The organism is Mesorhizobium sp. USDA 4132 (genome assembly GCF_056279545.1).
This window is the reverse complement of the sequence record NZ_JBWCCP010000001.1, coordinates 3590718-3604585: the sequence shown is the minus strand read 5'-3', so window position 1 is coordinate 3604585 and position 13868 is coordinate 3590718. Positions and strand designations below refer to the sequence as shown.

Annotated in this window: 12 protein-coding genes; 9 read left to right on the top strand and 3 right to left on the bottom strand. The window is 61.0% G+C overall.

The genetic code is table 11. From position 1 onward, the window contains the following. Positions 1-39 precede the first annotated feature (39 nt). Positions 40-1749 carry a peptide ABC transporter substrate-binding protein gene (locus tag ACZ9IU_RS18315; RefSeq protein ID WP_038545489.1) on the bottom strand — a complete coding sequence of 570 codons (1710 nt, stop codon included), beginning with the start codon at positions 1747-1749 and terminating at the stop codon, positions 40-42. A gap of 335 nt (positions 1750-2084) precedes the next feature. Here ACZ9IU_RS18315 and ACZ9IU_RS18310 point away from each other — a divergent pair, with 335 nt between their 5' ends. Next, on the top strand, positions 2085-3248 hold the full coding sequence (locus ACZ9IU_RS18310) for a M20 aminoacylase family protein (protein WP_038545486.1): 1164 nt from the start codon (positions 2085-2087) through the stop codon (positions 3246-3248). Between the two features lie 16 nt (positions 3249-3264). Next, the gene (locus ACZ9IU_RS18305) at positions 3265-5112 is read left to right on the top strand and encodes an ABC transporter ATP-binding protein (RefSeq protein ID WP_038545483.1); all 1848 of its coding nucleotides are present in this window, start codon (positions 3265-3267) and stop codon (positions 5110-5112) included. 64 nt (positions 5113-5176) lie between these two features. Here ACZ9IU_RS18305 and ACZ9IU_RS18300 read toward each other — a convergent pair whose 3' ends face one another. Continuing rightward, the gene (locus ACZ9IU_RS18300) at positions 5177-5668 is read right to left on the bottom strand and encodes a ribonuclease toxin HepT-like protein (protein ID WP_498957571.1); all 492 of its coding nucleotides are present in this window, start codon (positions 5666-5668) and stop codon (positions 5177-5179) included. A gap of 19 nt (positions 5669-5687) precedes the next feature. Beyond that, positions 5688-6008 (bottom strand): nucleotidyltransferase domain-containing protein, encoded by a 321-nt coding sequence (locus tag ACZ9IU_RS18295; RefSeq protein WP_038545480.1) that lies wholly within the window; start codon positions 6006-6008, stop codon positions 5688-5690. Positions 6009-6243: 235 nt separating this feature from the next. Between ACZ9IU_RS18295 and ACZ9IU_RS18290 the strand changes: the two genes are divergently transcribed. From ACZ9IU_RS18290 to ACZ9IU_RS18260, 7 genes are all read left to right on the top strand, one after another. Beyond that, entirely contained in the window at positions 6244-7197 is a 954-nt protein-coding gene (locus ACZ9IU_RS18290; RefSeq protein WP_038545477.1) for a sugar-binding transcriptional regulator, read from the top strand. A 146-nt stretch (positions 7198-7343) separates the two neighbouring features. Then, a complete protein-coding gene (locus tag ACZ9IU_RS18285; RefSeq protein WP_038545474.1) occupies positions 7344-8669 on the top strand; it encodes an ABC transporter substrate-binding protein in 1326 nt (441 codons plus the stop codon). A gap of 217 nt (positions 8670-8886) precedes the next feature. Then, on the top strand, positions 8887-9759 hold the full coding sequence (locus tag ACZ9IU_RS18280; protein ID WP_038545471.1) for a carbohydrate ABC transporter permease: 873 nt from the start codon (positions 8887-8889) through the stop codon (positions 9757-9759). A gap of 9 nt (positions 9760-9768) precedes the next feature. Beyond that, complete coding sequence (locus tag ACZ9IU_RS18275; RefSeq protein WP_007760466.1) at positions 9769-10593, top strand: carbohydrate ABC transporter permease; 825 nt, start codon at positions 9769-9771, stop codon at positions 10591-10593. 11 nt (positions 10594-10604) lie between these two features. Continuing rightward, the gene (locus ACZ9IU_RS18270) at positions 10605-11609 is read left to right on the top strand and encodes an ABC transporter ATP-binding protein (protein ID WP_038545464.1); all 1005 of its coding nucleotides are present in this window, start codon (positions 10605-10607) and stop codon (positions 11607-11609) included. A 23-nt stretch (positions 11610-11632) separates the two neighbouring features. Continuing rightward, positions 11633-13114: a mannitol dehydrogenase family protein gene (locus tag ACZ9IU_RS18265; protein ID WP_038545462.1), complete on the top strand. Its 1482-nt coding sequence runs from the start codon at positions 11633-11635 to the stop codon at positions 13112-13114. Between the two features lie 6 nt (positions 13115-13120). Then, positions 13121-13837: an HAD family hydrolase gene (locus tag ACZ9IU_RS18260; protein ID WP_051899815.1), complete on the top strand. Its 717-nt coding sequence runs from the start codon at positions 13121-13123 to the stop codon at positions 13835-13837. Positions 13838-13868: the final 31 nt, after the last annotated feature.

Sequence of the window (13868 nt, the reverse complement as noted above, 5' to 3'; positions counted from 1 at the left end):
GCGCCGGGCCTGCCGCAAGGGCAGGCCCGGCGATCGGCATCACTTCGTGCGCGACCAGTCGGCGACGTTCCACAGCTCGCTATCCCAGGCGTTCATCTTCACGCCGGCGAGCTTGAGAGAATGCGAGGAGACGCTGCCGCGGTGGACGAGCGGGATATGCGCGCCTTCTTCGGTCAGCATGTCGTTGAGCTGCTTGGCAAGCGCTGCGCGCTTGTCGAGCTCGGCGGTCTTCGAAAGTTCGCCGAGCAGCTTGTCATAGGCCGGGTTGCAGTAACGCGGAATGTTCTGGCCCTGCCAACCGTTCGCCGGGCCGGGAACCTTGTCGCACAGCCATTCTGCGAGATACTTTTCCGGATCGGTGCCGTCGAAGTTGTTGGTGTACATTTCGACGTCGGCATAGAACTTCTGGAAGGTGTCCGGGCTTGCCGGATCGCCGCCGAAGAAGACCGAGGCGCTGGCGTTGCGCAGTTCGGCGCCGACGCCAATCTGCGACCACATGTCCTTCACCAGTTCCTGGGTCGCCTGGCGAACCGAGTTGGTGGAGGTCGCATAGAGGTAGGAGAGCTTCACGCCGTTCTTGGCACGGATGCCATCCGGGCCTTTCTTCCAGCCGGCATCGTCAAGCAGCTTGTTGGCGGCCACAAGATCCTGCTTCAGGCACCAGTTGTCGTTCTTGGTGGAAGCGACGGCGGCCGGTGCGGGAACGATGTTGCAGGTCGCCTTGCCGGCTGCGCCGTATCCTGCCTCGACGATGATGCTGCGGTCGATGGCGAGCGAAAGCGCGCGGCGGACTGCCGGGTCGGAGAGCGAAGGATGCGGGCCGGCTTCCTTGGTGGAACGTTTTGCGCCAAGCGACGGATCGGCATTGTAATGGTTGAGATTGATACGTTCGACCTGGGTGCCGAATGCCGTTTCCAGCTTGCCTTTGCCGGCAGCGACCATCTTGGCGAGGATTTCCGGCTCTACCTGCATGTTCCAGGCATAATCGTATTCGCCGGTTTCGAGAACGGCGCGCGCCGCCGACGCAGCGTCGCCACCGCCCTTGAGGGTCACGGTTGCGAAGGCAGGCTTTGCCGCATCACGGTAATTGGTGTTGGCGGTCAGCGTGATGACGTCGTTCGGCTTGAATTCCTTGACGACGAACGGACCGGTGCCGATCGGGCCGAAGTTGGCCGAGGTGCAGCCCGGGGCCTTGGCGCCGACGCAGTTTTCGAATTGCTTCTTCTGGATGACCGGCGACTGGGCGCCGACGAAAGCGCTGTAGGGATAGGGCTTCGGTTCGGTAAAGGTGATCTTGACCGTCTGCGGATCCGGAGCCTCGACGCTCTTGACGCCCTCGTACTGGGCGGCCTGGGCGCAACCGCCGTCCGGCGCGATGCAATATTTCCAGGTGAAGATGACGTCGTCAGCCGTAAAGGGCGTGCCGTCCGACCATTTGACGCCCGGCTTGATCTTCCAGGTCATGCTGAGCAGGTCCTTGGCGACGCCGCCGTTCTCGACGGTCGGGATCTCGGTGACCAGCATCGGCACGAGACTACCCTTCTCGTCGTAGCGGGCGAGCGGCTCGATGACCATCGAGGACGCGTAGACTTCCTTGGTGCCGCCGGAGAGGTAGGGGTTCATCGTCGAAACGGCCTGCCAGAACAGGATCTTCAGATCCCCGTCCGTGCCCCGTTCGGCATGCGCGGCGGCGCCGGCGAAGGTGAGGGCGGCAACTGTGCCGGCCAAAAGAAGTTTGAGGTTTTTCATGCTGCTATTCCCCTTGTCGTTCTCTTATGAGTTGTGGTTGGGCCTGCCGGTCGAGCCGGCTTTTTGTGCCTCGGGACTGCGAAGTCGCCTTCCTCAACTTATTGACTTCGCAGCGTATTTCCTGTCGGTTCCTCCTCCGAAACTACCTTAAGAACAAGTTACATCCTGCCGCTTTTGGCGAGCATGATCAAATTTTGAGCCATCTAAGCATAGGCCTATTTTCCGTTCAAGCCGGAAAATTGAAGCTTGCAAAATCGTGTCTTCGCGTCGCAATATCCGCCCGACATCCACCCTTGGCAGAGTGGAAATATGAAAAAAACAACGGGGTTATCACTATGCCGGTCATCAATCGCGTCGCCGAAATGCAGGATCAGGTCGCTGAATGGCGGCGCCATCTGCACGAGAATCCGGAGCTGCTCTACGACGTCCACGAGACCTCGAGATTCGTCGCGGAAAAGCTGCGGGCCTTCGGCTGCGACATCGTCGAGACCGGCATCGGCAGGACCGGTGTCGTCGCAATCATCAAAGGCAGCCAGGGCGATGGTCCGGTCATCGGTTTCCGCGCCGACATGGATGCGCTGCCGATCCTTGAGACCTCCGGCAAGCCCTGGGCTTCCAAGACGCCCGGCAAGGCGCATTCCTGCGGCCATGACGGCCACACCGCCATGCTGCTGGGTGCTGCGCAATATCTTGCCGAGACACGCAATTTCAAGGGTTCGGTCGCGGTGATCTTCCAGCCGGCGGAGGAGGGCGGCGCGGGCGCACTGGCGATGATCAACGACGGCATGATGGAGAAGTTCGGCATCAAGGAAGTCTACGGCATGCATAACGAGCCGCGGCTTCCGGTCGGCAGTTTCTCCACCCGCAAGGGCGGCATCATGGCGGCGGCCGACACGTTCGAAATCACCGTCCACGGCCGCGGCAGCCATGCCGCGCAGCCGCACAATTCGATCGATCCGATCCTGGTGTCCTCACATATCGTGCTGGCGCTGCAGTCGATCGTCTCGCGCGAGACCGACCCCCTGAAGTCGCTGGTCGTCACCGTCGCCTCGATCCACGGCGGCGAGGCGAGCAACGTTATTCCCGCCTATGTCAAGATGACCGGGACGGTGCGCACGCTGCTGCCGGAAACTCGCGATTTTGCCGAGAAGCGCCTGAGCGAAGTGGCTCAATCAACCGCGATCGCCCATGGCGCGACGGCTGATGTCATGTATCGCCGCGGTTATCCCGTCACCTTCAACCACGACAACGAGACGGATTTTGCCATCGAGATCGCGGCCAAGGTCGCCGGTCCCAAGTCGGTGCTGACCGGCATGGCGCCGCATATGGGCGCGGAGGATTTTTCCTACATGCTGGAGAAGCGCCCCGGCGCCTTCATCTTCATCGGCAACGGCGATACCGCCAACCTCCACAATGCTGCTTATGACTTCAACGACGAGGCTATTCCTTTTGGCGTCAGCTACTGGATCACGCTCGCCGAAACCGCGCTCGCCGCCTGATCCGAAGGAGATTTCCATGCTGCTTTCCGGCACTTCCATGGAACAGGGCGGTGGTTCGGTGACCCCGGTCCTGTCTGTCCGCAATCTTTCCACCTCGTTCCGGGTGAACGACGAATGGCGCACGGTGGTGCGCAACATCTCGTTCGACGTGGCGCCGCGCGAGACGGTGGCGATCGTCGGCGAATCGGGCTCGGGCAAGAGCGTCACTTCGCTGTCCATCATGCGGCTGCTGCCGAAGAATTCGAGCAGGATCGAAGGCCAGGTCTTCCTCAACGGCCGCGAATTGCTGTCGCTGCAGGAAGAGCAGATGCGCCGCGTGCGCGGCAAAGACATCTCGATGATCTTCCAGGAGCCGATGACCTCGCTCAACCCGATCTTCCCGATCGGCAAGCAGATCGCCGAGGCGCTGACGGTCCATACCGACATCAGCAATGCCGATGCGAAGAAGGAAGTCATCCGCCTGCTCGAAAAGGTGCGTATCCCCAACGCCTCGTCGCGTTTCGACGAATATCCGCACCAGTTTTCCGGCGGCATGCGCCAGCGCGTCATGATCGCCATGGCACTGGCGGCGAGACCTAAGTTGCTGATCGCCGACGAACCGACCACCGCGCTCGATGTCACCATCCAGGGCCAGATCCTCGACCTCATCAAGGTGCTGCAGGAAGAGGAGGGCATGTCGGTCCTCTTCATTACCCACGACATGGGCGTGGTGGCCGAAGTCGCCGACCGCACCATCGTCATGTATCGCGGCGATGCGGTGGAGACGGGCGAGACCAGCGACATCTTCCACCGCGGCCAGCATCCTTATACCCGCGCGCTGCTGTCCGCCGTGCCGCGTCTAGGTTCGATGGGCGAGCGCAAGTTGCCGTTGCGTTTCCCGATCGTCGATATCAAGACCGGCGAACAGATGCTGCTTGCCGACGTCACCGACACGGTCGGCAAGGGCAAGACGCCGATCCTCGACGTCAAGGACCTGACCACCCGGTTCGACATCCATTCCGGCCTGTTCGGCCGCAAGTCCGGCGCGGTCCATGCGGTCGAAAAGGTCTCCTTCGATCTGTTCCCGGGCGAGACCCTGTCGCTCGTCGGCGAATCGGGCTGCGGCAAGTCGACCACCGGCCGTTCCGTCACCCGTCTGATCACGCCGACCAGCGGCGAGGTCACTCTCGATGGTTATGAGGTCATGAAGCTCGATCAGCCGACGCTGCGCCAGATGCGCCGGTCGATCCAGATGGTCTTCCAGGATCCGTTCGCCTCATTGAATCCGCGCATGAGCGTCGGTTCGGCTGTCATGGAGCCCTATGTCGAACACAGCCTCGGCACCAAGCTGCAGGCCCGCGACAAGGCGGCGAGCCTGATGGAGAAGGTCGGCCTTTCCGCCGACATGATGAAGCGTTTCCCGCACGAGTTTTCCGGCGGCCAGCGCCAGCGCATCGCGATTGCCCGCGCCCTGATGCTCGACCCGAAGATCATCGTCGCGGACGAGGCGGTCTCGGCGCTCGACGTGTCGATCAAGGCACAGGTCTGCAACCTTCTCCTCGACCTGCAGCAGAGCCTCAACCTCGCCTTCCTGTTCATCAGCCATGACATGGCGGTGGTCGAGCGTGTCAGCCATCGGGTGGCGGTCATGTATCTCGGCGAAATCGTCGAGATCGGCCCGCGGGCGGCAGTGTTCGAGAACCCGCAGCATCCTTATACGCGGAAGCTTATGTCCGCCGTGCCGATTCCGGATCCGTCCCGCCGGCGGATCAAGCGCAACATGTCGACCGACGAGATCAAGAGCCCGATCCGCCCGGTCAACTACGTGTCGCCAAAGCGGGAGTATCGCGAGGTGAGTGCGGGGCACGTGGTGCAGGTGGCGTAGCACATCGAGACGGTTGAGAGCCTGTGCTCATGACATCAACCCCGCACGATCGGGATCGTACGGGTTACCGATCAGGGGCGCTGGCTGTTCCATCGCCGTCGGCATCCGTATTTTCAGCGGCCATCGTCTTTTCCAGCCGGACAACGGCATCCACGAATGTTGGAAATACTTCGCGAATCCGAGCCAGGTTCTCGATCACCTTGTCGGCTTTCAGGTCGAATCCGTATCGGTGCCGAACGAGATGGCGGAAGGCTTTCAGTTCCGTCAGAGACTCGTATAGCTCCGTGTCGATAACGGACGGTCGTATACCGTCGATTTCGGCCGACATCTGGTCGAGAACGTCCTGATGCATTGTCGGTCCGCTGGGGACGAGACCGTCCACGTCCCGTGCCAAGCTCAGAAGACTGTCCTCAATGCCGTTATAGACGTTATGGATACCCAATGAGATGGCTGACAGCGCACCCCATTCTCCGTCGGAAACTTCCTGGGAATGTCGCGCGAGGAAGATTTCGAGCTGTTCCAGCTCTCGTTCCGCGCGCGCGATCTTCGGTGACAAGCGTGAAAAAGCCGGAAGGCTAAACGCAGCCATCGAGAAGCTCCTGTACCCTGTCAGCGGTCATATCGGCCTCGAAGATCAGATCATAGGGAATATCTGTTCCTCTCATATGATCTGCGACGAGACGTTCAATGAAAAGTCTGCGCGCAGGGTCGAGCGGGCCCATCATCAGGAGGTCGACATCAGAATGTAAATGAAAATTGTGCTTCGCCAAGGAGCCGATGATGCGCATCTCGACGCCATGCTTGCGGGCGTCTTCAAGTATGCGTTCAGCGCGAAAGGACGCGGTCTTGTGTCGCGTTTCCGCTCGACGTTCAATCAGCACTTCCATCCGGTTCATGCGTGGGTTCCCGGCTAATACCATTCTCCTTCAGCCTATATCATTTCTCTACGGGCTCAAAGGTAACGTAACGGTCACACGAGGGTAGGCGCGGCGACTAAGCGGGCGCAATGTGGCCGCAATGGATTTTGATGACGAAACAATTTCCTCTGCGAATAGCTACCATGCGGTTCTTCCACCCGTTTGACAGACCATCCGAAACCATGGCAGCAACAGGTGGAGGAGAATTTCTGCCATGGCAAAACGGTCTGATACGCAAGGGCGGCTCGACGATGCGGCGCGGGCCGGCTGGCTCTATTATGTCGCGGGGCGGACCCAGGACGAGATCGCCGCGGCCATGAGCATTTCGCGGCAGTCGGCGCAGCGGCTGGTGTCGCTCGCGGTTGCCGAACGGCTGATCAAGGTGCGCCTCGACCACCCGATCGCCGCCTGCCTGGAACTCGCCGAGGCGTTGCGCAAGAAATACGATCTCAAACATGTCGAAGTGGTGCCGAGCGATCCGGCAGGGAGTTCCAGCACCGTCGGGATCGCCGAAGCCGGCGCCGCCGAGATCGAGCGCTGGCTGAAGCGCCCGGACCCGATCGTCATCGCGGTCGGCACGGGCCGCACGCTGAAGGCCGCCGTTGACCAGCTGCCGCCGATGGAATGTCCGCAGCACCGGATCGTGTCGCTCACTGGCAATATCGGGCCGGACGGATCGGCCGCCTTCTACAACGTCATCTTCTCGATGGCGGACGCGATCAAGGCGCGGCATTTTCCTATGCCGCTGCCGGTTCTCTGTTCCTCGGCCGAAGAGCGCGAAACCCTGCACGACCAGGCGCTGGTGCGCTCGACGCTCGAACTCGGCGCGCAGGCGGACGTTACCTTCGTCGGCATCGGCGAACTCGGGCCGGACGGCCCGCTCTGCGTCGACGGCTTCCTCGGCAAGGAGGAAATGCAAAAGCTCGTTCGAGAAGGTGCTGCCGGCGAGATTTGCGGCTGGGTCTATGACAACCAGGGCAAGCTTCTCGCCAATTCCATCAACGACCGCGTCGCCAGTGTGCCGATCCCCTCGCGGGAGACCTCCTCCGTCATCGGACTGGCGCTGGGGCGCAAGAAATTCCAGGCGATTTCCGCTGCGCTCAAGGGCAATATCATCAACGGTGTGATCACCGACGAGGCGACTGCGGAGCAATTGCTCGGTCGCTGAGCAAAAATTATCCGTAACCAGATCAACGACATGACCTATGTCTGCTGCGCTGCAGCGACGAATGGCGATTGACTTTTTACGCCGTTTAACGAGTAATTGCCCATGAGCAAAGCGAATGCTCGTTACTCATCTTCTGGGAGGAAGATATGACATTGAAGACGATTTTGCTGGGCGCCTGCTCGGCGCTGGCGCTTGCCGGCCTTTTCTCCACCGCGGCTTCGGCTGAAACCCTCACCATCGCGACGGTCAACAACGGCGACATGGTCCGCATGCAGGGCCTGACTTCCGAGTTCACCAAGGCGAACCCGGATATCCAGATCAACTGGGTCACGCTTGAAGAAAACGTGCTGCGTGAGCGTGTCACCACTGACATCGCCACCAAGGGCGGCCAGTACGACATCCTGACGATCGGCAATTACGAAGTTCCGATCTGGGCCAAGCAGGGCTGGCTGCTTGAGCTGAACAAGCTCGGCGACAGATATGACGCCAACGACATCCTGCCGGCGATCAAGGGCGGTCTGACCGTCAACGGCAAGCTTTATGCGGCGCCGTTCTACGGCGAGTCGGCGATGATCATGTATCGCAAGGACCTGTTCGAGAAGGCCGGCCTCAAGATGCCGGAAAACCCGACCTGGGAATTCATCGGCGATGCGGCTCGCAAGATCACCGACCGCAAGACCGACGTGAACGGTATCTGCCTGCGCGGCAAGGCCGGCTGGGGCGAGAACATGGCCTTCATCACGGCGCTCACCAATTCGTTTGGCGGCCGTTGGTTCGACGAAAAGTGGAACCCGCAGTTTGACCAGCCGGAATGGAAGGCTGCCTTGCAGTTCTATGTGGACCTGATGAAGGATGCCGGCCCGTCCGGTGCTTCCTCGAACGGCTTCAACGAAAACCTGACGCTGTTCCAGCAGGGCAAATGCGGCATGTGGATGGACGCCACGGTGGCCGCCTCCTTCGTCTCCAACCCGAAGGATTCCAAGGTTGCCGACAAGGTGGGTTACGCCCTCTTCCCGGTGAAGGGCGAGATGAAGAACCATGGCAACTGGCTGTGGTCGTGGAACCTCGCGGTCCCGAACTCTTCGAAGAAGGCTGACTCGGCGCAGAAGTTCATCTCCTGGGCAACCAGCAAGGAATACACCCAGCTCGTCGCCTCCAAGGAAGGCTGGGCCAACGTTCCTCCGGGCACCCGCACCTCGCTCTACAACAATGCGGACTATCAGAAGGCCGCCGCCTTTGCAGCCCCGACCCTTGCTGCGATGGGCGCTGCCGACATCACCAAGCCGACCGTCAAGCCGGTGCCCTATACCGGCGGCCAGTTCGTGGCGATCCCTGAATTCCAGGCGATCGGCACGAATGTCGGCCAGTTGTTCTCGGCAGTCGTCGCCGGCCAGTCCACGGTCGCCGATGCGCTTGCCCAGGCCCAGACGGCTACGACGCGCGAAATGAAGCGCGCCGGTTATCCGAAGTAAGCTCCAGAGCCACGGCTGTCCGGCATCCTGCGCCGGACAGCCGGATCTTGGCCTGGATCATCCGCCTTGAAGATTTGAGGTGGGCCGGTGATCAGGCGAGGCAATCCGGTAACAACCAGATAACAACAAAAAGCTGCATCCTGCGTCCGTCTCCTTCCCCAAAAGAAAAAGGCGCGGGATAACTGGAACGACTACGTTCCATGGGAGGGCGTCTGATATGGCAACGCAAAATACCAAGACGTTGGCGCGCCTGATGATGGCGCCCTCCGTTCTGCTTCTTCTCATCTGGATGATCGTGCCACTGGCGATGACGCTGTGGTTCTCGTTCCAGAACTACAATCTGCTCGATCCGTCCAATGTCAGTTTCACGGGTCTGTTCAACTACCAGTTCTTCTATACCGACCCCGCCTTCTTCCAGTCGATCTGGAACACGCTGGTCATCGTCGGCGGCGTGCTCTTGATCACCGTCATCGGCGGCATCGCCATCGCGCTGCTTCTCGACCAGCCCATCTTCGGGCAGGGCATCGTCCGCATCCTGATCATCTCGCCTTTTTTCGTCATGCCGCCGGTTGCGGCGCTGGTGTGGAAGAACATGATCATGAACCCGAGCTACGGGGTATTTGCCGATATATCGAGGTTCTTTGGCCTTCGCCCGGTCGACTGGTTCGCGCAATATCCGCTGTTTTCGATCGTCATCATCGTCGCCTGGCAGTGGCTGCCGTTCGCAACACTCATCCTGTTGACCGCGCTGCAGTCACTCGACGGGGAGCAGAAGGAAGCGGCGGAGATGGACGGCGCCAACTTCCTCAACCGCTTTATCTACCTGGTGGTGCCGCATCTCGCGCGGTCGATTACGGTCGTCATCCTCATCCAGACGATCTTCCTGCTCGGCGTCTATGCGGAAATCCTGGTCACCACCAATGGCGGCCCCGGTTACGCCTCCACCAACCTCGCCTTCCTGATCTACCGCACGGCGCTCCTCGGCTACGACGTCGGCGGCGCCTCGGCAGGCGGCATTATCGCAGTCGTGCTCGCCAATATCGTCGCCTTCTTCCTGATGCGCGCCGTCGGCAAGAACCTGGACCGGTAGGAGAAGATCATGGCACGCAACGTTACGACAAGACACAAGATCACCGCCACGGTCGCCGCCTGGATCGTCGCGCTGATCATCTTCTTCCCGATCCTTTATACGATCATCACCAGCATCAAGACCGAGCCGGAAGCGATCGCGGGTTTCAGCCTGTGGCCCTCCGGCACGTTCGAGAACTACATCACCGTCCAGACCCAGCGCGACTACCTGAAGCCGTTCATGAATTCGGTGATCCTGTCGGTCGGCTCCACCATCCTGGCACTGATCATCGCGATCCCGTCCGCCTGGGCGATGGCGTTCTCGCCGACCAAGCGGACCAAGGACATCCTGATGTGGATGCTGTCCACCAAGATGATGCCGGCGGTCGCAGTCCTGGTGCCGATCTATCTTCTGTTCCGTGATTTCGGCCTGCTCGACAGCCGCATCGGCCTGACCGTGATGCTGACGCTGATCAACCTGCCGATCGTGGTGTGGATGCTTTATACCTACTTCCGCGAAATCCCCGGCGAGATCCTGGAAGCGTCGCGGATGGACGGAGCGGGGCTCTGGCAGGAGATCGTCTACGTGCTGACGCCGATGGCGGTGCCGGGCATCGCCTCGACGCTGCTCCTCAACATCATCCTCGCCTGGAACGAGTCGTTCTGGACGATCCGGCTGTCGACCACCAATGCGGCGCCGCTGACGGCCTTCATCGCCTCGTTCTCCAGTCCGCAAGGCCTGTTCTGGGCAAAACTCTCGGCCGCATCGACTATGGCGATCGCGCCGATCCTCATCCTCGGATGGTTCTCACAGAAACAACTCGTTCGCGGCCTCACGTTTGGCGCGGTTAAGTAAGGAAAACGGACATGGGCAGCATCACGCTCCAAAAAGTGTCGAAAGTGTTCGGCGAGGCCAAGGTCATTCCGTCGATCGATCTCGAAATCAATGACGGCGAATTCGTCGTCTTCGTCGGCCCCTCGGGTTGCGGCAAATCCACCCTGCTGCGCCTGATCGCCGGCCTGGAAGACGTGTCCGGTGGCCAAATCCTGATCGACGGCAAGGACGTCACCCAGGCAGCCCCCGCGGAGCGCGGCCTTGCCATGGTGTTCCAGTCCTACGCGCTCTATCCGCATATGAGCGTGCGCAACAACATCGCCTTTCCGCTGAAGATGGCGAAGATGGAGAAATCCGCGATCGACAAGAAGGTGACGGATGCGGCCCGCGTCCTCAACCTCACCGACTATCTGGAACGTCGTCCCTCGCAGCTTTCCGGTGGCCAGCGCCAGCGCGTCGCGATCGGCCGGGCGATCGTGCGCGAACCCTCGGCCTTCCTGTTCGACGAGCCGCTTTCCAACCTCGACGCTGCGCTGCGCGGCACGATGCGTCTGGAGATCAGCGACCTGCATCATCAGTTGAAGACGACGATGGTCTACGTCACCCACGACCAGGTCGAAGCGATGACCATGGCCGACAAGATCGTGGTGCTGAACCGCGGCAATATCGAGCAGGTCGGTTCGCCGCTCGAACTCTACAAGAGCCCGCGCAACCTGTTCGTTGCCGGCTTCATCGGTTCGCCGCACATGAACTTCATCGATGGCGCCTATGCGCAGTCGAAGAATGCCAAGACCGCCGGCATCCGGCCGGAACACTTAAACCTTTCGAAGGACAACGGCATCTGGCGCGGCACCGTGAAGGTCGCCGAACATCTCGGCGCCGATACGTTCCTGCATCTCGATGTCGAGGGTATCGGCCAGATCACCGCACGCTGCGACGGGGAGTTCGGCGCCTATCACGGTGACACGGTCTACATGACGCCCGATGAGGCCAAGCTCCATCGGTTCGACGACAAGGGCCTCGCCCTGAAGGCCTGACGGGCCATATCGGAGTAAAGACAATGACTGTGAAGCTTTCGCTGGCGAGCTTGAGTGACGCTGCGGCCACCGCCGCCGTGCCGGCCTATGATCCGAAGAACCTGACTGCCGGCATCTTGCATTTCGGCGTCGGCAATTTCCATCGCGCCCACCAGGCGATCTATCTCGACGACCTGTTCAACACCGGCAAAGCGCACGACTGGGCGATCATCGGCGCCGGCGTGATGCCATCCGATGGCGCCATGCGTGACAAGCTGAAGGCCCAGGATTTTCTGACCACCGTCGTCGAGCAGGACAACAACAGGACCGCCGCCCGCGTGACCGCGCCGATGATCGACATCATCGCTCCTGGCGACGTCGCGACCGTAATCGAGACATTGGCAGACGCGAAGATCCGTATCGTTTCGATGACGATCACCGAAGGCGGCTATTTCATCGACGCTTCCGGCCGGTTCAACCCCGCCCACCCGGCGATTGCCGAGGACGGTCGGAACCCTTCGAGCCCGAAGACCGTCTTCGGCCTGATCCTCGCCGGCCTCAAGGAGCGCAAGGCGCGGGGGATCGCCCCATTCACCATCATGTCTTGCGACAACATTCCCGGAAACGGCGAGGTGACGGAGAACGCCGTCATCGGTCTTGCCAAGCTTTCCGACCCGGACTTCGCCCACTGGATCCATGAGAACGTTGCGTTCCCGAGCTCGATGGTCGACCGAATCACGCCAGCGACGGGTAGCCGCGAGATCGATATCCTCAGAAACGATTTCGGCATCGACGACAACTGGCCGGTGTTCTGCGAAGAATTCAAACAGTGGGTGATGGAGGACAAGTTCCCCGCCGGCCGGCCTCGGCTGGAAGAAGTCGGCGTCCAGTTCGTGCCCGACGTAGCGCCCTATGAGCTGATGAAGCTGCGCATCCTCAACGGCGGCCATGCGGCGATCGCCTATCCGGCCGCTCTTCTCGACATCCATTTCGTGCACGAGGCGATGGAGCACAAGCTGATCCGCGGCTTCCTCGAAAAATTGGAGAAGGACGAGATCATTCCGGTCATCCCACCGGTGCCGAATACCAGCCTCATCGACTATTACAAGCTGATCGAGCGGCGGTTCTCCAACCCGAAGATCGGCGACACCATCCCCAGGCTGGCGCAGGACGGCTCAAACCGCCAGCCGAAATTCATCCTGCCGTCCACCGCCGACCGGCTCGCCAAGGGACAGGACATCATCGGTCTGTCGCTGGTTTCGGCACTGTGGTGCCGCTATTTCGCCGGCACGTCCGACAGCGGCAAGGAAATCGTCTTCAACGACACCAGCGCCGACCGCCTGAACGCCGCCGCGCTGAAAGCCAAGGATAACCCGGATGCCTTCCTTGCGCTTGGCGACATTTTTGGTGACGTTGCGAAATCCGAGTTGTTCCGCACCCGCTTTGCGCATGCGCTGAAGATGCTCTGGGAGCAAGGGACGGCAAAGACGCTGGAGCTCTATCTCGGCGGCAAACTGGTCAAATAGCGGGGAATGGACGTGCAACAGGCGGCGGGACCACTGGTGATCTTCGATTGCGACGGGGTCCTTGTCGACAGCGAACCCGTCTCCGTGCGCGTGCTTGTCGATGCGCTGCGCGGCAAGGGGGTCGAGATGGATGCGGCAGAGGCATATCGCCGTTTCCTCGGCCGCAGCCTCGGCACCGTCACCAAGACGATGCGCGAGGAATTCGGCGTCGAGGCCGATGACCTGTTCCTCGAAGACATGCGTCGCGATCTCTATGCCCGGTTCCGGGCCGAGCTGCAGCCGATGCCTGGCATAACCGAAGCGCTGGATGCCTTGAATTTCCGCTGTTGCGTCGCCTCGTCCAGCCAGCCGGAGCGCATCCGCCTGTCGCTGACGCTGACCGGCCTGATCGACAAGCTGGAGCCGAACATCTTTTCCGCCGCCATGGTCAAGCGCGGCAAGCCGGCGCCGGATCTCTTCCTGCATGCGGCAAGCGAAATGGGCGCCGATCCCAAAGACTGTATCGTCATCGAGGATAGCCCCGCCGGCATCGAGGCGGGCCACAGTGCCGGCATGTCGGTCTTTGCCTTCGTCGGCGGTTCGCATGCCTCGGTTCCCGGTTACCGGGAGCGGATCGATATGCTTTCCCCGGAAGTCGTGTTTGACGCGATGCCGGATTTGATCCACCTTGTCCAAAAACATTTGGAGGGTCGCAACGGCTCCGTTTCTTCGGCCGTGCTTTAGTGCGATCCTTGAAACTGCCGGGCGACAAGGG

Coding starts and splice junctions, on each gene's coding strand:
- ACZ9IU_RS18305 (WP_038545483.1), top strand. CDS start 3,265: ATGCTGCTTTCCGGCACTTCCATGGAACAGGGCGGTGGTTCGGTGACC.
- ACZ9IU_RS18270 (WP_038545464.1), top strand. CDS start 10,605: ATGGGCAGCATCACGCTCCAAAAAGTGTCGAAAGTGTTCGGCGAGGCC.
- ACZ9IU_RS18265 (WP_038545462.1), top strand. CDS start 11,633: ATGACTGTGAAGCTTTCGCTGGCGAGCTTGAGTGACGCTGCGGCCACC.
- ACZ9IU_RS18315 (WP_038545489.1), bottom strand. CDS start 1,749: ATGAAAAACCTCAAACTTCTTTTGGCCGGCACAGTTGCCGCCCTCACC.
- ACZ9IU_RS18295 (WP_038545480.1), bottom strand. CDS start 6,008: ATGAACCGGATGGAAGTGCTGATTGAACGTCGAGCGGAAACGCGACAC.
- ACZ9IU_RS18285 (WP_038545474.1), top strand. CDS start 7,344: ATGACATTGAAGACGATTTTGCTGGGCGCCTGCTCGGCGCTGGCGCTT.
- ACZ9IU_RS18280 (WP_038545471.1), top strand. CDS start 8,887: ATGGCAACGCAAAATACCAAGACGTTGGCGCGCCTGATGATGGCGCCC.
- ACZ9IU_RS18275 (WP_007760466.1), top strand. CDS start 9,769: ATGGCACGCAACGTTACGACAAGACACAAGATCACCGCCACGGTCGCC.
- ACZ9IU_RS18260 (WP_051899815.1), top strand. CDS start 13,121: ATGGACGTGCAACAGGCGGCGGGACCACTGGTGATCTTCGATTGCGAC.
- ACZ9IU_RS18310 (WP_038545486.1), top strand. CDS start 2,085: ATGCCGGTCATCAATCGCGTCGCCGAAATGCAGGATCAGGTCGCTGAA.
- ACZ9IU_RS18290 (WP_038545477.1), top strand. CDS start 6,244: ATGGCAAAACGGTCTGATACGCAAGGGCGGCTCGACGATGCGGCGCGG.